Source organism: Stutzerimonas stutzeri (assembly GCF_024448985.1).
GTDB classification, from domain to species: domain Bacteria; phylum Pseudomonadota; class Gammaproteobacteria; order Pseudomonadales; family Pseudomonadaceae; genus Stutzerimonas; species Stutzerimonas stutzeri_AP.
Map to the genome: position 1 here is coordinate 1 of NZ_JAMOII010000026.1, position 21157 is coordinate 21157.

Below are 21157 nucleotides of genomic sequence, written 5' to 3' on the forward strand. Positions count from 1 at the left end.
GGTTGGTTAGAATTGGGACAGATTTATTTAACTGGCCGACCCGTCAGTAGGAAAAATAATCTGTTCCCCTTTTCCCCATGCCCTGTAGACGCCGCATCGGCCAACTATACCCTGGCGCGCTCGACCTGCTGAGCGCGTAGAGCGTCGAACGTGTCCTGAACGGTGCCCGGGCTCGGGCGGCTTCGATCCGCCGAGCGACCACCCTGCAAAAGCAGATCCGTTCCATACTTCGCCTTAAGCGACGCCAGCGTTTCCTTGGAAGCCTTTTCTCCGATCCACCAAATCGCTGCAGTCTCGCTGGATGGGGTCGGAGTTTTTTTGATGTATGCGCGTCTTCACCGGCTCGCCACCTGACCTTCTTCATAGGATCTGAAGCGCAGCGCCATACTTTGCTGGACATCGGCTTGCGCCAGTTCTGAATTGCTTTCTACAGTGATCACACAGCTCTGCGCAGAAGTCTGCTTTCATGCTCGTCGACGCCCTCGCCCGCTTCCCTCGTCTTGAACTGATAAACGCCGCCACGCCGCTGGAGCATCTTTCGCGCCTATCACGTCACCTGGGTCGGGATATCTGGATCAAGCGCGACGACCTCACCCCGCTGGCCCTCGGTGGCAACAAGGCGCGCAAGCTTGAGTATCTTGGCGCCGACGCCCTCGCCCAGGGCGCCGAGGTATTGGTCACCGCCGGAGCCATCCAGTCCAACCATGTACGCCAGACCGCAGCATTGGCGGCCAAGCTCGGCCTGGGCTGCCTGGCGCTACTGGAAAATCCACTGGGTACTACCGAGGGTAACTACCTGGGCAATGGCAACCGCCTGCTGCTCGATCTGTTCGGCTGCGAGGCTGAAGCGGTCGCCAACCTGGATAACGCCGACGAGTTGCTGCAGACCGCCGCGGAGCGCCTACGCTGTGCGGGGCGCAAGCCCTACGTGGTGCCAATCGGCGGCTCCAATGCGCTCGGCGCGTTGGGCTACGTGCGCGCCGGCCTTGAGCTGGCCGAGCAGATGCACGGCACCGGCGAGGATTTTGCCGCCGTGCTGCTCGCGTCCGGAAGCGCCGGAACCCACAGTGGTCTGGCTCTTGCACTGGAATATGCCCGGCCTGGTAGCCGGGTGGTCGGGGTCACCGTGTCGCGCCCTGAGACGACCCAGCGGCCTAAGGTCGAAGGCCTACTGCAACGCACCGGCGAGCTGCTCGGAGTCGAAGCGCCGGCGGGGCTTCGGATCGAGCTGTGGGACCAGTATTTCGCCCCACGCTATGGTGAGCCTAATGCCAGCACCCTAGCCGCGATCCGCCTGCTCGCCGAACAGGAAGGCGTGCTGCTCGATCCGGTCTACACCGGCAAGGCCTTTGCCGGCCTGCTCGACAGCATTGCCCGGGGCGCGTTCCCCGGCCAGGGCCCGCTGCTGTTCCTGCACACTGGTGGTGCCCCGGCATTGTTCGCCTATTATCCATGGGCGTTGGATCAATAACGCCATATTCCTTTTGTGCTGGTCCTGATGCCTTCTAATTATTTTCTCGAATAAATCTTCGCCCTTAGAGTTGTATGACCTTCCCGTCCACCTAGAGGCCTGTCATGAAAATTGCCACTCTGCGTCGTCATTTCCTGCTCTGCAGCCTGAGCGTACTGCTCGGCTCAAGCCTGTTCGCACCGGCGTTCGCGGCCGATCTCCTGGAAGAGGTCAAGGCCAACGGCACGCTCGAGGTGGGCCTGGAAGGCACCTACCCGCCTTTCAACTTCCAGGATGAAAGTGGTGAGTTGACTGGCTTCGAGGTGGACTTCGCCAATGCCGTGGCAGAGGAACTGGGGGTCAAGGCCGCGTTCCAGCCGACCAAGTGGGACGGCATCCTCGCCGCCTTGGAATCCAAACGTCTGGACGTGGTCATCAACCAGGTGACCATCTCCGAGGAGCGCAAGCAGAAGTACGACTTCTCCACGCCCTACACCGTCTCAGGCATCCAGGCGCTCACCCGCAAGGCCGATGCCGACAGCATCAAAGGTCCGGCTGACCTAGCCGGCAAGAAGGTCGGGGTGGGCCTGGGTACCAACTACGAGCAATGGCTGAAGGAGAACGTGCCACAAGCCGATATCCGCACCTACGACGATGACCCTACCAAGTTCCAGGATCTCGCCGTTGGCCGCATCGATGTGATCCTGGTCGACCGTCTGGCCGCCTTCGAGATGGTCGAGAAAACCGGCGATCGCCTGGCGGTGGCCGGTGATGCCTTCTCCCGCCAAGAGTCCGGCGTCGCCCTGCGCAAGGGCAACCCGCAGCTGCTCGCCGCCATCAATGAAGCCATAGCCAAGCTGCGCGCCGACGGCACCCTCAAAGAGCTTTCCGAGAAGTGGTTCGGGGCTGACGTCACGCAATGATCGACAGCAGCCTGCAGCTGGCGCTGGACTCGCTGCCCTTCCTGCTCAAGGGTGCGTGGTGGACCGTGGTGCTGAGCCTGGGTGGGATGTTCTTTGGCCTGCTGCTGGGCTTCGGCCTGGCCCTGCTGCGGCTGTACGGGTATTGGCCGCTACAGTGGCTGGCGCGGGTCTATGTGTCATTTTTTCGCGGAACCCCGCTGCTGGTGCAGCTGTTCATGATCTATTACGGCCTGCCGCAACTGGGCATCCAGCTCGACCCGCTGCCGGCGGCGCTGATCGGTTTCTCGCTGAACATGGCGGCCTATACTGCCGAGATCCTGCGCGCCGCCATCGCCTCCATCGACCGTGGCCAGTGGGAGGCGGCCGCCAGCATCAGCATGAGTCGCGCGCAGACCCTGTACCGGGCCATCCTGCCGCAGGCCGCGCGCACCGCTTTGCCGCCGCTGGGCAATAGCTTCATCTCGCTGGTCAAGGACACCGCCCTGGCTGCCACTATCCAGGTGCCGGAGCTGTTCCGCCAGGCGCAGCTGATCACCGCGCGTACCTTCGAGATCTTCACCATGTACCTGGCCGCCGCCCTGATCTACTGGTTGCTGGCCAGCGTGCTGGCCTACTTCCAGGGGCGCCTGGAGCAACGGGTCAACCGTCACGAGCAGGACGCCTGATGATCTCCGTGCGCAACCTGAGAAAATCTTTCAATGGCCAGGAGGTGCTCAAGGGCATCGACCTGGACATCGCCCCCGGCGAGGTGCTGGCCATCATCGGCCCCAGCGGTTCGGGCAAGACCACCCTGCTGCGCTGCCTCAACCTGCTGGAGCAACCCAGCGGTGGACAGATCAGCGTGGGTGAGATCCACATCGACGCGGACAGGCCGCTCAAGGCCCAGCAGGGCCTGATCCGCGAGCTGCGCCAGCACGTCGGTTTCGTGTTCCAGAACTTCAACCTGTTTCCGCATCGGACCGCCCTCGAGAATGTCATCGAAGGTCCGGTGCAGGTGAAGAAGGAGCCGCGCAGCGAGGCCATCGAGCGCGGCCGCGCGCTGCTGGCCAAGGTCGGTCTGGGCGGCAAGGAGGACGCCTATCCCAGGCGCCTCTCCGGCGGCCAGCAACAGCGTGTGGCGATCGCCCGCGCACTGGCCATGCAGCCGGACGTGATTCTGTTCGACGAACCGACCTCGGCGCTGGATCCGGAGCTGGTCGGCGAAGTGCTCGCCACCATCCGCGGCCTGGCCGAAGAAAGGCGCACCATGGTCATCGTCACCCACGAGATGAGCTTTGCCCGCGATGTGGCCGACAGGGCGATCTTCATCGACGAAGGGGTCATTGTCGAACAGGGTGATGCCAGGCAACTGCTCAGCGCACCGCAGCACGAACGCACCCGGCAGTTTCTGGGCAAGTTCATTGGCGACCACTACGGGCACTGAAGCGCCCGCTCGCGGCTGCCTCGGCCCTAGGCGCTTGTCGGGCGCTGGTTTGGCTGCGGCCTTTCGCTGAATCGCTGCCCCGATTAGCCCCGCAATGCCGCTTCGATCGTGGCGATATCGATCTTGCGCATGCCCATCATTGCTTCAAAAGCGCGCTTGGCCGCCGCCCGATCAGGGCTGGTATAGGCGGCCGTCAATACGCGCGGCGTGATCTGCCACGACAAGCCCCACTTGTCCTTGCACCAGCCGCATTCGCTTTCCTGGCCGCCGTTATCGACGATTGCACTCCACAAGCGGTCCGTTTCGGCCTGGTCGTCGGTAGCAACCTGGAACGAGAACGCCTCGGTATGCTGGAAGGCCGGACCCCCGTTTAGCCCGAGGCAAGGGATCCCCATCACCGTGAATTCGACCGTCAGGACGTCGCCCTGCTTGCCTGAGGGATAGTCACCTGGCGCACGATGAATCGCGTCTACTGCGCTGTCCGGGAAGGTTTCGGCATAGAAGGTAGCCGCCTCGAGCGCGGTACCGTCGTACCAGAGGCAGATGGTGTTCTTGCTGGTCATCGTAGATCTCCGTGTTGCTTAACGAGATGGCGCCGAGCATGCGGTGAAGCGCTCGCCAACCTTGGCGCCCCTTGGATATGGCCGCGGCCATGGCGGTTTTGGCGCCGACCGGGCGATCACCTCAAATAGTCGTACGAGCGCCTGCGAAATCGACACCTCGCTCAGATTGTTCGGGTTCGGAAATTTACCTCCGCTGAAAGGCGGCCATCTGTTGCCCCTGCGCAAGCGCGGCGCTCGAAACCATGCGGCTGCTCTAGTTAGGTGGCTGCGCCCGCGCCTGCTGCAGCCGGGCCTTCGCCTAGGATGGTGAAGGACTCATGCACACCGTCCCGTCGCCATCACGAAGCCGGCCTTGCCGGTGACCGACGGGCAATAGAGGATCAGCACCAGCGTCCTGGCGTTCGCCTTGAGCACACCGATGATTCGCTCTTCGCTCGCGACCTCCAGGTACGCCCCTCAACCAAGGCCTGCTTCGTGACGCGGCCACATCGCCGTCTCGGCCGGCGGCCACTGCCCATCAGGAATCGTCGCCCGGAGTTTCGTTGGGTCGACTTGCCGCGTAGTACAAAGGCCCAGCGCCCCAGGTAGGCGGCAGGTCGAGATCCGGCTGCCCCCACAAGGTCAGTTTTCCCTGCCTGTACGCATCGCTTTCGACCAGCGCAATGTGCACTTTCTTCATCGCGAGCATGAGCGCCTGGATACCATCTTCACCACAGGCGTAGCCGCTGTCCTCATGATCTGGCCAGTCCAAGGTGTAGTGGCATTTGAATTCGCCACCAACTGCCTTCGTCGGCGTGCAAAAACGGGCGATTAGCTGCATGTCACCCAACTCGAACCTCCGCTCTACGAAGATGGTCATGGCGGTTCTCCCGAGAGTTTTTGGGTTGGCGGACCGCAGCCAAGATAGCTTGTCCGATGCAACAGTAGTTTTGGATGAAATGCGCCAATGCGCTCGCCGGCAAGAGCGTGAGCCGCTTCGACTTTGAGCCATGCAGGTCCTGTCCCACCTTGCTAGTGGCTAGAGCGCAGCCCTTGTGATGACCGTTTCAAGGACGAATGCGATGGACAAGCTCCGAATACTAGCCTTGTTTATAGGGTTCGCTGCGGCGATATCCTGCAGGGCGGCGGGCCTTCCCGAAAGCCAGAAACTCTTCCCTTCGAAGGTCACCGAGATAGCCTCCCGCATCGAGGCCCAGCAGATGGTGAGATTCTGTATGCCGCTGCCGATTAGGCCCTGCATCGCTTCGCCTGGTGCGAGAGCAGCCTTGTAAAGCTGTCAGATGGCACCAAAGGCCTGCTCTTCATGCCCAGGATGGGTCGATACTCGACGTCATGCAACGTCTCGCAGACCAGCACGATCAGATCCCAAACCTTCTCCAAGTCAACGACGGTTCCGAAGCCGCCACCAGCCCCCAAGATCGAAGACCGAAGACCAGGCTGGCTTTGCAATGAAGGGAGAACTGGCCAAGGCCAGACCTTTGCTGGTCTTGATGCCGGCCTCGACACTAGCACCCGCGAAACAGGACAACTCCAGACTGCCATTCTAGGCGGAAGCTACCGAACGGATGCCGGACCGGATGGCCGAGGGCATTTCGGTAGCTGATCTGCAGCGTGCTGCCCGCGCGTGACGGGAAGAAGGTGGTTGTCGTGACCTTGCCTTCGGCTAAAGAGAGGGCGGCCTCGCATTTGACGCCAACATCGATCTCGCCCTTTTTCGGATTGAAGCTCCTGATGCCGGCACTGGCGCTGGCAGCAAAGAGAAGCTGATAATCGACAGATACAAAAAAGCCCCAATTACGGGGCTTTCAGCGATTCACGAGCCCTCTAGAGAGGCCTCAGAATTATGTAATGGTGCGGACGGAGAGACTCGAACTCTCACACCTTGCGGCGCCAGAACCTAAATCTGGTGTGTCTACCAATTTCACCACGTCCGCAAACTTTTAACGAAAACGCCAGGCTATGCCTGGCGTTCCGGAATATGGGGTGGACGATGGGGTTCGAACCCACGACCGCAGGAGCCACAATCCTGTGCTCTACCAACTGAGCTACGCCCACCATATTGCATTGCTTGTGCCAGAGCCCAGAAACTGGCGCACCCGGCAGGACTCGAACCTGCGACCATCCGCTTAGAAGGCGGATGCTCTATCCAACTGAGCTACGGGCGCTTTTATCTGCAATCTATTCGGAGCGCAGACTTCAAGCTCCGGCTAATGAAGGACTTACCTCCAAAAGCCGTCTTACCCAGCAGCAAGCTGTGCTCGACAAGCGGGGCGAATCTTAATGGCCTGCCTGCAGGCCGTCAACAGCTAAACCGAAAAAATTTCAGGCAGGTAAAGGAGTTACGGACAGGGAACACCGCATCGCCTTTGCCGGACGGTGTCACCGTGAGAGAATGCGCATCCTTTTTCAATCCTTCTCGATGGTTAACCACGCGTCATGACCGCAAAACTGATCGACGGTAAACAGATTGCTGCCAATATCCGCCTGCAGATCGCCGGCCGAGTGGCCGAGCGCTCCCAGCAGGGCCTCAGAGCTCCGGGGCTGGCAGTGATCCTTGTGGGTTCGGACCCGGCCTCGCAGGTATATGTCGCGCACAAGCGCAAGGACTGCGAGGAAGTGGGATTCAAGTCCACTGCTCATGATTTACCAGCGACGACCAGCCAGGGCGAACTTCTGAAGCTCATCGATCAGCTCAATGACGACCCGCTTATCGACGGGATTCTCGTGCAGTTGCCGTTGCCCAAGCACCTGGATGCCTCGCAGCTGCTCGAACGCATTCGACCTGACAAGGATGTGGATGGCTTCCATCCCTACAACATTGGCCGTCTTGCGCAGCGCATGCCCCTGCTCCGCCCCTGCACGCCGAAAGGCATCATGGCCCTGCTCGAGAGCACTGGCGTCGATCTGCATGGGCTCAACGCCGTGGTTGTCGGCGCGTCCAATATTGTAGGCCGCCCCATGGCGCTGGAATTGTTGCTGGCCGGCTGCACCACGACCGTCACCCATCGCTTCACCAATGACCTCGCAGAGCACGTCAAGCGAGCCGATTTGATCGTGGTCGCCACGGGTATCACGGGTCTGGTGAAAGGCGAATGGATTAAGGAAGGCGCTATCGTCATCGATGTCGGAATCAACCGGCAGGCCGATGGAAAACTGGTTGGTGACGTCGAGTTCGAGGTGGCTGTACAGCGAGCCAGCTGGATTACACCGGTGCCCGGCGGAGTTGGTCCGATGACTCGCGCTTGCCTGTTGGAGAACACCCTGCATGCAGCAGAACACCTGCATGATTGATACACCTCATTTCACACTCGGCGCCTGCTGAGCCTGAAAATCGAAAACGGCACCCTTGGGTGCCGTTTTCTTTTTCCGTTAGAACCCGATCAACAGCTCAACGCTCTTGCTCCCAAGACTTGATCAGCTCGTCATAGCTGACGGTCTGGCCTTGAGGTTTTTCGTTCTCCAGTTTGGGTTTGGGCGAGCCAGGCTGGCTAAGCCAGTACTCTGGATCACGCGGTTCGTTGAGCTTGGGTCCGCACTTCGTCTGTACATTGGCACGTTCCAGCCGAGCCATCATGGTGTCCTGTGCTTCGGCAAGACCATCCAACGCTTCCTGGGGCGTCTTGTCACCGCTCGCCGCTTCGGCGATGTATTGCCACCAGAGTTGCGCCAGACGTGGGTAATCCGGCACGTTGGTTCCGGTTGGTGTCCACTGCACTCGCGCAGGGCTGCGGTAGAACTCGACGAGGCCGCCCAGCTTTGGCGCCGCTTCGGTCATGGCTTCGGAGTTGATGTCCGACTCACGAATCGGCGTCAGCCCCACCAGCGTTTTCTTCAGCGACACGGTTTTCGCGACGGTGAATTGCGCATATAGCCATGCCGCCAGACGGCGCTTCTCAGGAGTGGAGTCAAGGAAGGTCCAGGAACCAGCATCCTGATACCCGAGCTTCATGCCCTCCTCCCAATACGGGCCTTTAGGTGACGGAGCCATCCGCCACTTGGGCGTGCCATCCTCGTTAACTACGGGCAGACCCGGTTTGGTCATGTCAGCCGTGAAGGCCGTGTACCAGAAAATCTGCTGGGCGATGGCGCCTTGTGCCGGCACAGGGCCGGACTCGGAGAACGTCATACCCTGCGCTTCTCGCGGTGCATATTCGCGCATCCAATCGACATATTTTTGCGTGGCATAAACTGCGGCAGGGCCATTGGTGGCGCCACCTCGCGCGACGCTCGAGCCGACCGGATGGCAATCCTCGACACGGATGCCCCACTCGTCCACTGGCAGACCGTTTGGGAGCCCCTTGTCGCCCGCGCCAGCCATGGAGAACCAGGCATCGGTGAAGCGCCAGCCAAGCGATGGATCTTTCTTGCCGTAGTCCATGTGGCCATAGACGCGCTGCCCATCGATCTCTTTGACGTGTTTGCTGAAGAATTCGGCGATGTCTTCATAAGCGGACCAGTTCACTGGCACGCCGAGCTCGTATCCGTAGCGTTCCTTGAATTGCTGCTTGAGATCATCACGCTCGAACCAGTCGGCACGGAACCAGTAGAGGTTGGCGAACTGCTGAACCGGCAACTGGTAGATTTTGCCGTCCGGCCCGGTGGTGAAGGAAATGCCGATGAAGTCATCCAGGTCAAGCGTGGGCAGCGTGTAATCCTTGGCTTCACCTTCGATCATGTCGCTGATGGCGACTGCCTTTCCGTAACGGAAATGCGTGCCGATCAGATCCGAGTCGTTGATGTAGCCGTCATAGATGTTCTTGCCGGATTGCATCTGCGTCTGCAGTTTCTCGACGACATCGCCCTCTTGCATCAGGTCATGCCGCAGCTTGATACCGGTAATTTCACTGAACGCCCTCGCCAGGGTTTTCGACTCATATTCATGGGTGGTGATGGTTTCCGACGCTACGTTGATTTCCATTCCTCGGAAAGGCTCGGCGGCCTTGATGAACCAGCGCAACTCCTCCATCTGCTGTTCCGGCGAAAGGGTCGAAGGGTTGAATTCCGACTCGATCCATTTTTTCGCCGCATCTTCATAGGCATCGGCCCATGCCGTTCCTGCCATGCCGGACAACGTCAGCAAGGCCGTGAGCGCCATGCCATGTCGGGTGTTGTTTTTATTCTCGAACATACACACCTCCTTTGGGTTTTTCGGAGGGGACGAACCACGCGGTTCAACCCCAGCGCATCACTGCAAACAACCAGACGAGAGACAGCGCGGACGCTATCCAGATGCTCCAGTCGGTCAGCCCTATCAGCAGAAGATGCCAATAGGCACTGCCCAAAAGTCCAATGAACAATCGATCGCCACGCGTAGTGACGATAGGCAGAAAACCCTTGCGTGGCATGCAAGGCCTTCTAAGTTCCCACACACTCATCAGCGCAAGCATCAGGCCGATTGCGGTGAAAAAGGCTGCTGTTGGTGTGGTCCAGGCCATCCAGCTCATGTGTGATCTCCTATACCCGACCGAGGGCGAAGCCCTTGGCCACGTGATTGCGGACGAACCAGATCACCAGCATGCCTGGCAGAATTGTCAGCACGCCGGCAGCTGCCAGCACGCCCCAGTCGATCCCTGACGCCGAAACGGTACGGGTCATTACCGAGACGATGGGTTTGGCATCCACCGACGTCAGCGTGCGCGCCAGCAATAGCTCGACCCAGGAAAACATGAAGCAGAAGAAGGCCGTCACGCCGATCCCCGAGCCGATCAGCGGAATGAAAATTTTCACGAAGAATCTGGGAAAACTGTAGCCGTCGATGTAAGCGGTTTCGTCAATTTCCTTCGGTACGCCGGACATGAAGCCTTCGAGGATCCAAACCGCGAGCGGCACATTGAACAGGCAGTGCGCCAGGGCCACCGCAATGTGCGTATCGAACAGCCCGATCGAAGAATAGAGCTGGAAGAACGGCAACAAGAACACTGCAGGCGGTGCCATGCGGTTGGTCAGCAGCCAAAAGAACAGGTGCTTATCGCCCAGGAAGCGAAAGCGGGAAAAGGCATAGGCAGCTGGCAAGGCCACGGTCAGCGAGATGATCGTGTTGAGGCACACGTAGTACAGCGAGTTGATATAGCCGCTATACCAGCTGCGATCGGTGAAGATCACCCTGTAGTTGTCCAGCGTGAGATCACGCGGCCAGAGCGTAAGTCCACCAAGGATCTCGGTGTTGCTCTTGAACGACATGTTGACCAGCCAGTAGATCGGCACCATCAGAAAGGCGATATAGAGGATCAGTACCAGTCGCTTGCGCAGGTTCATCAGCGGCTCCTCCTCATTTCTGGTCGCCATGGGTCATGGCTGTATAGAACAGCCAGGACACCAGCAAGATGATCAGGAAATAGATCAGCGAAAACGCCGCCGCAGGGCCCAGATCGAACTGCCCAACCGCCATCTTCGTCAGCGTCTGACTGAGGAACGTCGTGGCGTTGCCCGGTCCGCCGCCGGTGAGCACGAACGGCTCGGTATAGATCATGAAACTGTCCATGAAACGCAGCATCACCGCGATCAGCAATACGCTTTTAAGCTTGGGCAACTGGATGTAGCGGAACACCGCCCAGGATGACGCCCTGTCGATACGCGCCGCTTGATAGTAGGCATCAGGAATGGCTCGTAGACCTGAATAGCACAGCAGCGCGACCAAAGAGGTCCAGTGCCAGACGTCCATGACGAGCACCGTCACCCAGGCGTCCCGAGTGTTGGACGCATAGTTATAGTCAATGCCCAGTTCACGAAGGCCGTAGCCCAACAGGCCAATGTCGGCGCGGCCGAAGATCTGCCAGATGGTGCCAACCACGTTCCAGGGAATCAGCAGTGGAATCGCCATCACGATCAAGCACAGCGAAGCCCAGCGGCCGCGGGTTGGCATGGTCAGCGCGACCGCGATACCTAGCGGTATTTCGATCAACAGCACACAGCCGGAGAAGATGAACTGCCGCAGCAATGAATCATGCAGGCGGGGGTCGTGAAGAATCTGGCGATACCAGTCCGCACCGACGAAGAACCGCGTCGAGGAATCGAAGATGTCCTGAACTGAGTAGTTCACCACGGTCATCATCGGCAGGATGGCGCTGAAGGCAACCAGCAGAAATACCGGCAGCACCAGCCACCAGGCACGATTGTTATGAATTTTGGTCATGCCTGCTCCTCCACCAGCCGATCATCGGCATAGAGCATCAGCCACTGCGCGGGAAAGCCCACCCAGGCCTGCCCTCTAGGTACCGGCTGGTCCTCAGGCAGGCGCGCTTTGATCAGCTGCGCTTTCAGGCGGAGCGTGAGAATCTTGTAGGTGCCCAGATCCTCTACCCGGATGATCTCGGCCTGCATTCCGCCGATTGGTCGCTCTTCGGTTACCTGAACGAACTCCGGGCGGATACCTATCTGCAGACGAGCCGAGCCAATGTGATGCAGCCTTGCTGCCAGCGCGTCGTTCAGCGGAACGTGCAGATCATCGAAGCCGACCCCGCCCTCCTCGGCATGCACTTCGATCAGGTTCATCCCTGGGCTGCCGACAAAGAAGCCGACAAATGTGTGCTGCGGCCGCTCAAACAGCTCGCGCGGCGTGCCGAACTGAACGATCTGTCCGCCATGCATCACAGCGATCTTGTCGGCGAAGGTCGAAGCCTCCAGCTGATCGTGGGTGACATAGATCATGGTGATATTGAACTGCTCGTGGATCTGCTTGAGCTTGCGCCGCAGTTTCCATTTCAGGTGAGGGTCAATCACCGTGAGCGGCTCGTCGAAAAGAATTGCGGACACGTCGTCGCGCACCAACCCTCGGCCCATCGATACCTTTTGTTTTTCGTCCGCGGTCAGGTTGCTGGCTCTACGCTTGAGCAAGGGATGTAAATCGAGCACCTCCGCAATCTCATGGACCTTGCTGGTGACTCGCGACTCCGGGACACCCTGGTTGCGTAACGGGAAGGCCAGGTTGTCGAACACCGTCATGGTGTCGTAAACGACCGGAAACTGGAAAACCTGGGCGATATTGCGCTGTTCGGGCGTCAGCTTGTTCACTTCACGGGCATCGAACAGCACCTGGCCTTCAGAGGGGCTGAGCAACCCGGAAATGATGTTGAGCAGAGTGGACTTGCCACAGCCGGAGGGGCCCAGCAGCGCATAAGCCCCACCCTGCTCCCATACATGGTCCATTTCGCGAATGGCATAGTCCGACGCGCCATGCGGATGCGAGCTGTAACTATGGGCAAGGTTCTGCAAACGAATCTCCGCCATGTTAACTCCTCAGATGCGTCGGGCCGGCGCCTGTGCCAACTGGCCGGCCGCATCGAACACGAACAGCTTGTGGGTCGGGATGTACACGCGGATTGGAGAATCCACGGCATAGTCGTGCACGCCCTGGAGATGCAGCACCAGGCTGAAATGCTCGTTGCGTACGTGCAGGAACGTTTCCGAACCGCTGATTTCCGCGAGCTCGACCGCACCGGAAACTTCGAGGTCATCATCATTGGATGGCACCAGGCCAATGTGACTGGGCCGGATACCGAAACGATATTGCCCTTCGCCCAGATCTCGCAGATCGGCGTTGAGGGGGAAATGCATGCAGTCCTGAAAGCTGACTTCATTGGCAGCAATCTGCCCTGATAACAGATTGATCGGCGGCTCTGAGAACAGCTCGGCGCTAAGCATCTGACTCGGACGGTGATAAACGTCGGACGTCGGGCCGCTCTGAATTACCCGCCCTTCATGCAGCACCGTTGCGGTACCACCTAGCGCCAACGCCTCGTTAGGCTCGGTAGTGGCGTAGACGGCAATGCTGCGTCGAGTCTTGAACAGCTCACGCATCTCCTGACGGAGTTCCTCACGCAGCTTGTAGTCGAGGTTGACCAGAGGCTCGTCGAACAAAACCAGATCGGCATCTTTCACCAGTGCTCGAGCCATCGCAGTACGTTGCTGCTGACCGCCTGAAAGCTCTAAAGGATGGCGCTTTAGAAAACCTTCGATGTGCAGCATCTCGGCGGTTTCGCGTACCTTGCGCTCGATCTCCGCTTTGCTCACGCCTGCCTGCCGTAACGGTGAAGCAATATTCTCGAACACGGTGAGCGTCGGGTAGTTGATGAACTGCTGATACACCATCGACACGTTGCGCTTGCGCACCGGAACACCGGTTACGTCGGCGCCGTTCATCAGCACTCGCCCCTGGCTCGGCTTGTCGAGTCCTGCCATCAGACGCATCAGCGAGGTCTTGCCTGACAGGGTTCGCCCGATCAGTACGTTGAACGAACCGGGTTCGAAAACCAGGCTGGCATCGTCGATGTGTAGTTGCCCATCGACGGTTTTAGTGACGTGTTCCAGAGTGAGGGACATGCCGCAACCTTCTAGTTGTTATGCCAGGATGCGGAGCGAGATTCGTGCCAGCATTCCCCGGCCGCTCTAAATAGGCGCTCGTTGCGAAAAGCACTGTCAACACGTGTTCAAAATGAACAATTCTGAACATTGACAGTGCGCAGAATTGAACAAGACTGTTCAAATCGCCGCGCGATACATCCAATAACAACAAGAATTGCACCTTCAGAGAGACCTCATGGCCGACCCCGTCCAGCCCATCTCACACCAGGCTCTGGTAGAAGATTCATGGAGCCGCTGCGAACGCTATGGACTGAATCCGCTCAGTGTTCCCAGCTTCGGCCAACCAGCCGAGCAAGACGTCAACGCCCTGTTGGAAAGTCAGCGCAGCCTGGTCCAGACCACCCAGCGCGAAGTGCTTCCGTACTACGAAAACATCCTTTCGAATTCGAGCTGCCTGATTCTGCTGGCGGACAGCGGCGGGCAGCTGCTCGAATCCTGGGGCGACCGACGCTTCGTCGAACCGGCGCAGCAACGCGGCTTCAAGCCGGGAGCAAGCTGGATGGAGCGCGACACCGGTACCAATGCTATCGGCACTGCATTGGCCAGCGGACAGGCCGTGCACATTCAGCGCGACGAACACTTCCTCAAGGCCAATCGTTATCTTTCCGGCGCGGCCTCTCCGATTTTCGATGCGCAGCGCCAGCTGATCGCGGTACTCGACGTGTCTAGCGATAGCTACCTTCCTCCGTCGCACACGCTCGGCATGGTGAAGATGATGAGCCAGTCGGTGGAAAATCGGCTCATCCTCAACCTGTTCCATGACGACTACTTCCAGCTGACCTTCAATACGGGACAGGACAATCTGGACAGCCAGTGGGCGGGGCTGCTGGTGTTCGATGAGTCCGGGCTGATCGTGTCTGCAAACCGGCGTGCCGACAGCCTGCTCGGCGTTGCGCTGACGCGCACACGCATCGACATGTTGTTCGACGTTCCGCTGTTGCAGCTGCTCAACCAGCCGGAAGATCAACCCTTGATGCTACGAGCCCTGGGACGGCATCGCTTTCATGGTGTTGTGCGGCGTCCACAGAAACCATGCATTCAGCCGCGTGATTTTCGCCCCACCGTCAGATCAAAGAGCACCATTGATCTAGCCAGCATTGATCAAGGCGACCCACAGGTCCACAAAGCGATACGCCAAGCCCAGATCATGCTGGAGAAGGACGTTCCAATCCTCGTGCATGGCGAAACCGGCGTCGGCAAAGAAGTGCTGGTCAAAGCGTTACACGCCGCTAGCTCGCGAGCAAACGCCCCGCTGATCGCCGTCAACTGCGCTGCAATTCCCAGCGAGCTGATCGAATCAGAACTGTTCGGTTACGAAAAAGGCGCTTTCACCGGAGCTAACCAGAAAGGCAATTTGGGCCTTATTCGCAAAGCAGACGGTGGCGTGCTGTTTCTTGACGAAATTGGTGATATGCCGCTGAGTCTGCAAGCGCGTTTGCTCCGCGTGTTGCAGGATCGCAGCGTCCAGCCGCTTGGCGGAGGTGAGTCTCTGCCGGTCGACTTTCGCCTTGTCTGTGCAACGAACCGCTCGCTGCGCCAGGAAGTCGAAAGCGGTCGTTTCCGCCAGGACCTGTTCTACCGTGTGAGCGGCCTGAGCGTGGAGCTGCCGCCGCTACGCGCCCGCAGCGACAAGCAGGCACTGATTCAGCGAATCTGGGAACAACATCGAGAACCCCGGCAATGGGCCGGATTGAGCAGTGAAGTACAGCATTTGTTCGATCGCCATCCCTGGCCAGGAAACATTCGCCAATTGAGCAGCGTGATCCAGGTTGCGCTGGCGCTGGCCGACGATCAGCCGATCCGCCCGGAGCATTTGCCTGACGACTTCTTCGTAGATCTTAACGAAAGCGCCGAAAGTCGCGGAAGAACAGAGCCAACCCATTCTATCGGCGTGGCGCCTTCGCTTTCGTTATCCACGAACCAGCCGCTGCGCTCACAGTTCGAAGCCTGTCGCGGCAACGTTTCGCACCTCGCCCGGCATTTAGGCGTCAGCCGCAACACCCTCTACAAGCGCCTGCGGGCCGAAGGTCTTTATCCAGGTTAAGTTCGCGGCATAGCGCTGTAGCGTTCCAACGAACCGAATAGCGCCTGCCTTACGGGACCGGTAAAACGGTACGGCAGATGTGGGGTGGGCTTTAGCCCACCGGCACACCTGATCGATTGTGGAGTGCTGACGGTTCGCGAGGCTGAAGCGGACGCTGCTTGGCCCCACCGGTCGAACAGGGACCGGTATAGCAGCCCTGTTTATCCGTATTGAGGGAAGCTTCCGTTCGCTTACCGGAAAACAAAAGAGACCGCACGCGGCGGCCTCGATAGAGTGTGCAACTTATTCACTTAGACGCCAGGTCGTGCCGCCCTTGCCGTCTTCCAACACCACGCCCATGGCCGTCAACTGATCGCGAATACGGTCCGATTCGGCCCAGTTCTTCTCGGCGCGGGCGTTCAATCGTGCGGCGATCAGGGCATCCACCTCGGCCGCGTCGACCTTGCCGGCGGCACCAGCCTGCAGGAAAGCCTCAGGCTCGAGTTGCAGCACACCGAGTACGGAGGCCAGTTCCCGAAGGCGCGCTGCCAGAGAAGCGGCGGATTGCAAATCCGTGTCACGCAGGCGGTTGACCTCACGAATCATCTCGAACAGCACAGAGCAGGCTTCCGGTGAGTTGAAGTCATCGTCCATCGCAGCGCCGAAGCGCTCGACGAACGCCTCGCCACCCGCGGGTGTTGCCTCGGGCAAGCCTTTCAGGCCGTTATAAAACCGCTCCAGCGCGCCCTTGGCTTCCTTAAGGCTGTCTTCTGAATAGTTGATTGGGCTGCGGTAGTGGCTGGAAACCAACAAATAGCGCACCACTTCCGGCTGATACTTCTCCAGCACTTCGCGAATGGTGAAAAAGTTACCCAGAGACTTGGACATTTTCTCGCCATCGACGCGCACCGCACCGGCATGCATCCAGGCGTTGGCGTACGGCTTGCCGGTTGCCGCTTCGCTCTGGGCGATCTCATTTTCGTGATGCGGGAACACCAGATCGGGGCCGCCACCGTGGATGTCGAAGGTTTCGCCCAGGCAACAGGTGGACATGACCGAGCACTCGATATGCCAGCCCGGACGCCCTGCTCCCCAAGGCGATTCCCAGCTCGGCTCGCCCGGCTTGGCGGCCTTCCAGAGCACGAAGTCCAGCGGATCTTCCTTGGCCTCGTCGACCTCGATGCGTGCACCGATCTTGAGATCTTCGATCCTGCGTCGCGACAGCTTGCCGTAACCGACGAACTTACCGACCCGATAGTAGACATCGCCATTACCTGGCGCGTAGGCGAAGCCCTTGTCGATTAGGGTCTGGATCATGCCGTGCATGCCGGCGATGTGCTCGGTGGCGCGCGGCTCAAGATCGGGGCGCAGCACATTGAGCCGAGCCTCGTCCTCATGCATCGCGGCGATCATACGACCGGTCAGCGCCTCGAAGCTTTCACCATTTTCCTGAGCGCGACGGATGATCTTGTCGTCGATATCGGTGATGTTGCGCACGTAGGTCAGCTCGTAACCGCGCTGGCGTAACCAACGCGAGACCACGTCGAAGGCCACCATTACCCGCGCATGGCCGATGTGACAGAAGTCATAGACCGTCATACCACAGACGTACATGCGCACCTGGTTATCGATCAGCGGTTTGAGCGGTTCCTTGGCCTTTGTCAGCGTGTTGTAGATCGACAGCCCCATCATTGCCCCCAGGAATCACGCAGGGTGACGGTTCGATTGAACACCGGCTTGCCGGGCTGCGAATCTTTGAGGTCGGCGACGAAGTAGCCTTCGCGCTCGAACTGGAAGCGCTCCTCTGGTTGTGCGTTGGCCAGGGACGGCTCGGCGCGGCAGCCGGTGAGCACCACCAGCGACTCGGGGTTGATGTTGTCGAGAAAGCTGCCGCCCTCGTTCGACTTCTCTGGATTGGCGGAGCGGAACAGGCGGTCGTACAGCCGCACCTCGCACTCGACGCTCTCGGCAGCCGGGACCCAGTGAATCACGCCCTTGACCTTGCGGCCTTCCGGATTCTTGCCGAGGGTGTTTTCGTCGTACGAGCAACGCAGCTCGACGATATTGCCCTGCTCATCCTTCACCGCCTCATCGGCACGAATTACGTAACTGCCGCGCAGACGCACCTCGCCACCAGGAATCAGGCGCTTGAAGCCGGCCGGCGGGACTTCTTCGAAGTCGCCGGCATCGATATAGATTTCGCGGGAGAACGGCAGCACGCGCACGCCCATGTCCTGCTTGGGATGGCGCGGCAGTTCCAGGTTCTCGACCTGGCCTTCTGGATAGTTAGTGATCACTACCTTGAGCGGCTTGAGCACACACATCGCACGCGCCGCGTTGGCATCGAGGTCTTCACGGATGGCGAATTCCAGCATACCGATGTCCACCACGCCGCCAGCGCGATTCACGCCGATCATGTCGCAGAAGTTACGGATCGAGGCCGGCGTATAGCCGCGGCGACGAAAGCCCGACAGGGTCGACATACGCGGATCGTCCCAGCCACTCACGTGCTTCTCGTCGACCAACTGCTTGAGCTTGCGCTTGCTGGTGATGGTGTAGTTCAGGTTGAGACGGGCAAATTCGTACTGACGCGGCTTGGCCGGCACCGGCAGTTGTTCCAGGAACCATTCGTAGAGCGGACGATGGTCCTCGAACTCCAGGGTGCAGATCGAATGAGTGATGCCCTCGATGGCATCCGACTGGCCATGGGTGAAGTCATAGCTGGGGTAGATGCACCATTTATCACCGGTCTGGTGATGATGGGCGTGACGGATGCGATAGAGAATCGGGTCACGCAGGTTCATGTTCGGCGAAGCCATATCAATCTTGGCACGCAGCGCCTTGGCACCGTCTGGGAACTCACCAGCTTTCATTCGAGCGAACAGATCGAGGTTCTCTTCGACGCTGCGCTCACGGAACGGGCTGTTCTTACCCGGTTCGGTCAGGCTGCCGCGGTATTCGCGCGCCTCTTCGGGCGACAAGTCGCAGACGTAGGCCTTGCCCGCCTCGATCAGGTGAATGGCCCAGGCGTGCAGCTGGTCGAAGTATTCGGAGGCATAGCGCTCTTCGCCGGCCCACTGGAAGCCCAGCCACTGCACGTCGCTCTTGATCGCGTCGATGTATTCCTGGTCTTCCTTGGCCGGGTTGGTGTCGTCGAAACGCAAGTTGCAGACGCCACCGAATTCCTGAGCCAGACCGAAGTTCAGGCAGATCGACTTGGCATGGCCAATGTGCAAATAGCCGTTGGGCTCGGGCGGAAAGCGCGTGACGATGCGGGCGTGCTTGCCCGAGTCCAGGTCGGCCTGGACGATCGGGCGGAGAAAATTGGTGGCGGCGGTAGTCTCAGGCTTGCTCATGGTGTCCTTAACGATCTGCGAGTGCGCGGCTCAGGGTAGGCCGGCCAAATCAAAGCGCTTATCATAGCGGACCCGTCAACCCCCTGACAGAGCAAAGCGCCCGCCGTATTGCTCTGCAGCAGCGGTTCATTTCCATTGCCGCGCCGCCCTGCTATCGCGACGCGGTTTTCCTCTCCATAAGGATTGCTCCGATGATCAAGCTCCACACCAACCACGGCGTCATCACCGTCAAGCTGTACGAAGATAAAGCCCCGGAAACCACAGCCAACTTCAAGGAATACGTGAAGAGCGGTCACTACGACGGCACCATTTTCCATCGGGTCATTAGCAACTTCATGATCCAGGGCGGCGGCTTCGAGCCGGGTATGAAGCAGAAAGCTACCCGCGCGCAGATCAAGAACGAAGCCAACAACGGGCTCTCCAACAAGGTCGGCACATTGGCCATGGCGCGCACCATGGAGCCGCATTCGGCGTCCGCGCAGTTCTTCATCAACGTCAAGGACAACGACTTCCTGGATCACACCGCACCGACCGTGCAGGGCTGGGGCTACGCGGTGTTTGGCGAAGTGGTCGAAGGCATGGACGTGGTTGAAAAGATCAAGGGAGTTTCCACCACCATGAAGTCGGGCCATCAGGACGTTCCGGTAGAAGACGTGGTCATCGAGAAAGCCGAGATCGTCGAGTAAGCCTCGTTGATTCTGCTGATTTCCGATCTGCACCTTGAAGAACAACGCCCGGACATTACCCGGGCGTTTCTTCGTTTTCTAGAGACTCGTGCCGTCCATGCCGAGGCGCTCTATATCCTCGGAGATTTCTTCGAAGTCTGGGTCGGCGACGACGGCATGACGTCCTTCCAGCATGAAATCGCCGCTGCCCTACGCGTCCTGAGCGAAAGCGGGACGCGCATCTATCTCATGCACGGCAACCGTGATTTCATGATTGGCAAGGCGTTCTGTCGCGAGGCGGGCTGCACATTGCTACCTGATCCGCACATTGCTGAGCTCAGCGGCCAACGGGTCTTGCTGATGCACGGTGACACGCTCTGTACGCGCGATGAGGGCTACATGCGTCTACGGCGGTGGCTGCGTAACCCCGTCAGTCTGTTCGTCCTTCACCACTTGCCGCTCGCCAAACGCCAGAAACTGGCGCAGAAACTGCGATCAAGCAGCAAGGAAGAGACGCGCATGAAAGCCAGCGACATCGTCGACGTCACGCCTGACGCTGTCGTCGATGTCATGCAGCGTCATCACGTCCGGACCTTGATCCATGGCCATACTCACCGCCCTTCCAGCCACACGCTGCAGGTCGCCGGTCAGCCTGCGCAGCGCATCGTACTGGGCGATTGGGATCGCCAAGGGTGGGCCCTGCAGATCGATGAATCAGGCTTTCATCAGGCGCCGTTCGAATTGAGCTGAGCGGCTCAGGCAGCCGCCGGAACGCCGCTATGGAAGCGAAATTCGCTGTCGGGGCTTTCAATCAATTCCCGCTCACGCGCCCGCACCCGCACGATGGTCGCGTCGATATCGGCAGCGTCTCCGTACAGATAAGCCAGCTTTAGATAATCCTGAAAATGCCGCGCTTCGGACTTGAGCAAGCCGTGATAGAACTTGCCGAGCTCCTCATCGAGATGCGGCACCAGCATTGCGAAACGCTCGCAGGAGCGGGCTTCGATGAACGCCCCGATCACCAGCGTATCGGTTAGTCGATAGGGCTCGTGATTGCGCACCAACTCCCGCAGACCCGCCGCATAGCGTGACGAGCCGATATTTCGCAGGGCGATGTCACGCTTGCGAATGATCGAAAGCACCTGCTCGAAGTGCCGCAGCTCTTCCCTGGCCAGACGCGACATCTTGTTCTGCAGATCCGGCTTGTCGACGTACCGGAACATAAGCTGGAAAGCGGCACCGGCAGCCTTCTTCTCGCAGTTGCCGTGATCGATCAGCATCACGTCCTGGTTCTGCAGCGCAACCTCGACCCAGGCAGCGGGCGTGGCACAACCAAGAAATTCATTCAATTCGGGGAGCATGGGGAGGTCTTGGTATTCGCGAAGTAATGGAAT

General features: G+C 59.4%; 19 protein-coding genes and 3 tRNA genes. 8 read left to right on the forward strand and 14 right to left on the reverse strand.

The features are described from left to right. Positions 1–466: 466 nt before the first annotated feature. The 4 genes from NA647_RS18265 to tcyN all read left to right on the forward strand — a co-directional run bounded on the left by NA647_RS18265 (position 467) and on the right by tcyN (position 3796). Positions 467–1471 carry a D-cysteine desulfhydrase gene (locus tag NA647_RS18265; RefSeq protein WP_256058971.1) on the forward strand — a complete coding sequence of 335 codons (1005 nt, stop codon included), beginning with the start codon at positions 467–469 and terminating at the stop codon, positions 1469–1471. 104 nt (positions 1472–1575) lie between these two features. Beyond that, positions 1576–2373: a cystine ABC transporter substrate-binding protein gene (gene tcyJ / locus NA647_RS18270; protein ID WP_256058972.1), complete on the forward strand. Its 798-nt coding sequence runs from the start codon at positions 1576–1578 to the stop codon at positions 2371–2373. Beyond that, positions 2370–3038: a cystine ABC transporter permease gene (gene tcyL / locus NA647_RS18275; protein ID WP_256058973.1), complete on the forward strand. Its 669-nt coding sequence runs from the start codon at positions 2370–2372 to the stop codon at positions 3036–3038. The genes tcyJ and tcyL overlap by 4 nt, the downstream gene beginning before the upstream one ends. Continuing rightward, the gene (gene tcyN / locus NA647_RS18280) at positions 3038–3796 is read left to right on the forward strand and encodes an L-cystine ABC transporter ATP-binding protein TcyN (RefSeq protein WP_256058974.1); all 759 of its coding nucleotides are present in this window, start codon (positions 3038–3040) and stop codon (positions 3794–3796) included. Before tcyL ends, tcyN begins: the two co-directional genes overlap by 1 nt. An 83-nt stretch (positions 3797–3879) precedes the next feature. On the opposite strand, the gene NA647_RS18285 is transcribed toward tcyN, so the two are convergent. The 5 genes from NA647_RS18285 to NA647_RS18305 form a co-directional block, all read right to left on the reverse strand. After that, entirely contained in the window at positions 3880–4359 is a 480-nt protein-coding gene (locus NA647_RS18285) for a VOC family protein (RefSeq protein ID WP_256058975.1), read from the reverse strand. A 517-nt stretch (positions 4360–4876) separates the two neighbouring features. Beyond that, entirely contained in the window at positions 4877–5218 is a 342-nt protein-coding gene (locus NA647_RS18290) for a DUF6968 family protein (RefSeq protein ID WP_256058976.1), read from the reverse strand. 990 nt (positions 5219–6208) lie between these two features. Next, positions 6209–6293 (reverse strand) — tRNA-Leu (locus NA647_RS18295). 45 nt (positions 6294–6338) lie between these two features. After that, positions 6339–6414, reverse strand: a tRNA-His gene (locus NA647_RS18300). Between the two features lie 33 nt (positions 6415–6447). Beyond that, positions 6448–6524, reverse strand: a tRNA-Arg gene (locus tag NA647_RS18305). A gap of 271 nt (positions 6525–6795) precedes the next feature. On the opposite strand from NA647_RS18305, the gene folD reads away from it, so the two are divergent. Then, the gene (folD, locus tag NA647_RS18310) at positions 6796–7650 is read left to right on the forward strand and encodes a bifunctional methylenetetrahydrofolate dehydrogenase/methenyltetrahydrofolate cyclohydrolase FolD (RefSeq protein WP_256058977.1); all 855 of its coding nucleotides are present in this window, start codon (positions 6796–6798) and stop codon (positions 7648–7650) included. 97 nt (positions 7651–7747) lie between these two features. Here folD and NA647_RS18315 read toward each other — a convergent pair whose 3' ends face one another. From NA647_RS18315 to NA647_RS18340, 6 genes are read right to left on the reverse strand one after another with little or no spacing between them, the layout of a single operon-like run. Then, positions 7748–9487, reverse strand: coding sequence for an ABC transporter substrate-binding protein (locus tag NA647_RS18315; protein ID WP_256058978.1), 1740 nt, complete (start codon positions 9485–9487; stop codon positions 7748–7750). Positions 9488–9530: 43 nt separating this feature from the next. Beyond that, complete coding sequence (locus NA647_RS18320; protein WP_256058979.1) at positions 9531–9803, reverse strand: DUF2160 domain-containing protein; 273 nt, start codon at positions 9801–9803, stop codon at positions 9531–9533. A gap of 10 nt (positions 9804–9813) precedes the next feature. Next, on the reverse strand, positions 9814–10614 hold the full coding sequence (locus NA647_RS18325; RefSeq protein ID WP_256058980.1) for a carbohydrate ABC transporter permease: 801 nt from the start codon (positions 10612–10614) through the stop codon (positions 9814–9816). 13 nt (positions 10615–10627) lie between these two features. Further along, entirely contained in the window at positions 10628–11491 is an 864-nt protein-coding gene (locus tag NA647_RS18330; protein WP_256058981.1) for a carbohydrate ABC transporter permease, read from the reverse strand. Beyond that, complete coding sequence (locus tag NA647_RS18335; protein WP_256058982.1) at positions 11488–12585, reverse strand: ABC transporter ATP-binding protein; 1098 nt, start codon at positions 12583–12585, stop codon at positions 11488–11490. Before NA647_RS18335 ends, NA647_RS18330 begins: the two co-directional genes overlap by 4 nt. A gap of 9 nt (positions 12586–12594) precedes the next feature. After that, positions 12595–13677 (reverse strand): ABC transporter ATP-binding protein, encoded by a 1083-nt coding sequence (locus NA647_RS18340; RefSeq protein WP_256058983.1) that lies wholly within the window; start codon positions 13675–13677, stop codon positions 12595–12597. Between the two features lie 217 nt (positions 13678–13894). Here NA647_RS18340 and NA647_RS18345 point away from each other — a divergent pair, with 217 nt between their 5' ends. Then, complete coding sequence (locus NA647_RS18345; protein ID WP_256058984.1) at positions 13895–15763, forward strand: sigma-54-dependent Fis family transcriptional regulator; 1869 nt, start codon at positions 13895–13897, stop codon at positions 15761–15763. Between the two features lie 282 nt (positions 15764–16045). Here the strand turns inward: NA647_RS18345 and cysS are convergent, their stop codons facing one another. Together cysS and NA647_RS18355 are read right to left on the reverse strand one after the other, a co-directional pair. Beyond that, positions 16046–17431, reverse strand: coding sequence for a cysteine--tRNA ligase (cysS, locus tag NA647_RS18350; protein WP_256058985.1), 1386 nt, complete (start codon positions 17429–17431; stop codon positions 16046–16048). Continuing rightward, positions 17431–19098, reverse strand: a complete 1668-nt coding sequence (locus NA647_RS18355) for a glutamine--tRNA ligase/YqeY domain fusion protein (protein WP_256058986.1) — start codon at positions 19096–19098, stop codon at positions 17431–17433. The genes cysS and NA647_RS18355 overlap by 1 nt, the downstream gene beginning before the upstream one ends. Positions 19099–19289: 191 nt before the next feature. On the opposite strand from NA647_RS18355, the gene NA647_RS18360 reads away from it, so the two are divergent. Further along, complete coding sequence (locus NA647_RS18360) at positions 19290–19784, forward strand: peptidylprolyl isomerase (protein ID WP_256058987.1); 495 nt, start codon at positions 19290–19292, stop codon at positions 19782–19784. Positions 19785–19790: 6 nt separating this feature from the next. Further along, positions 19791–20513: a UDP-2,3-diacylglucosamine diphosphatase gene (lpxH, locus tag NA647_RS18365; RefSeq protein ID WP_256058988.1), complete on the forward strand. Its 723-nt coding sequence runs from the start codon at positions 19791–19793 to the stop codon at positions 20511–20513. A gap of 5 nt (positions 20514–20518) precedes the next feature. Here lpxH and NA647_RS18370 read toward each other — a convergent pair whose 3' ends face one another. After that, the gene (locus NA647_RS18370; RefSeq protein ID WP_256058989.1) at positions 20519–21124 is read right to left on the reverse strand and encodes a tRNA-(ms[2]io[6]A)-hydroxylase; all 606 of its coding nucleotides are present in this window, start codon (positions 21122–21124) and stop codon (positions 20519–20521) included. Between the last annotated feature and the right edge of the window lie 33 nt (positions 21125–21157).

Coding starts and splice junctions, on each gene's coding strand:
- NA647_RS18265 (WP_256058971.1), top strand. CDS start 467: ATGCTCGTCGACGCCCTCGCCCGCTTCCCTCGTCTTGAACTGATAAAC.
- tcyJ (WP_256058972.1), top strand. CDS start 1,576: ATGAAAATTGCCACTCTGCGTCGTCATTTCCTGCTCTGCAGCCTGAGC.
- tcyL (WP_256058973.1), top strand. CDS start 2,370: ATGATCGACAGCAGCCTGCAGCTGGCGCTGGACTCGCTGCCCTTCCTG.
- tcyN (WP_256058974.1), top strand. CDS start 3,038: ATGATCTCCGTGCGCAACCTGAGAAAATCTTTCAATGGCCAGGAGGTG.
- NA647_RS18285 (WP_256058975.1), bottom strand. CDS start 4,359: ATGACCAGCAAGAACACCATCTGCCTCTGGTACGACGGTACCGCGCTC.
- NA647_RS18290 (WP_256058976.1), bottom strand. CDS start 5,218: ATGACCATCTTCGTAGAGCGGAGGTTCGAGTTGGGTGACATGCAGCTA.
- folD (WP_256058977.1), top strand. CDS start 6,796: ATGACCGCAAAACTGATCGACGGTAAACAGATTGCTGCCAATATCCGC.
- NA647_RS18315 (WP_256058978.1), bottom strand. CDS start 9,487: ATGTTCGAGAATAAAAACAACACCCGACATGGCATGGCGCTCACGGCC.
- NA647_RS18320 (WP_256058979.1), bottom strand. CDS start 9,803: ATGAGCTGGATGGCCTGGACCACACCAACAGCAGCCTTTTTCACCGCA.
- NA647_RS18325 (WP_256058980.1), bottom strand. CDS start 10,614: ATGAACCTGCGCAAGCGACTGGTACTGATCCTCTATATCGCCTTTCTG.
- NA647_RS18330 (WP_256058981.1), bottom strand. CDS start 11,491: ATGACCAAAATTCATAACAATCGTGCCTGGTGGCTGGTGCTGCCGGTA.
- NA647_RS18335 (WP_256058982.1), bottom strand. CDS start 12,585: ATGGCGGAGATTCGTTTGCAGAACCTTGCCCATAGTTACAGCTCGCAT.
- NA647_RS18340 (WP_256058983.1), bottom strand. CDS start 13,677: ATGTCCCTCACTCTGGAACACGTCACTAAAACCGTCGATGGGCAACTA.
- NA647_RS18345 (WP_256058984.1), top strand. CDS start 13,895: ATGGCCGACCCCGTCCAGCCCATCTCACACCAGGCTCTGGTAGAAGAT.
- cysS (WP_256058985.1), bottom strand. CDS start 17,431: ATGGGGCTGTCGATCTACAACACGCTGACAAAGGCCAAGGAACCGCTC.
- NA647_RS18355 (WP_256058986.1), bottom strand. CDS start 19,098: ATGAGCAAGCCTGAGACTACCGCCGCCACCAATTTTCTCCGCCCGATC.
- NA647_RS18360 (WP_256058987.1), top strand. CDS start 19,290: ATGATCAAGCTCCACACCAACCACGGCGTCATCACCGTCAAGCTGTAC.
- NA647_RS18370 (WP_256058989.1), bottom strand. CDS start 21,124: ATGCTCCCCGAATTGAATGAATTTCTTGGTTGTGCCACGCCCGCTGCC.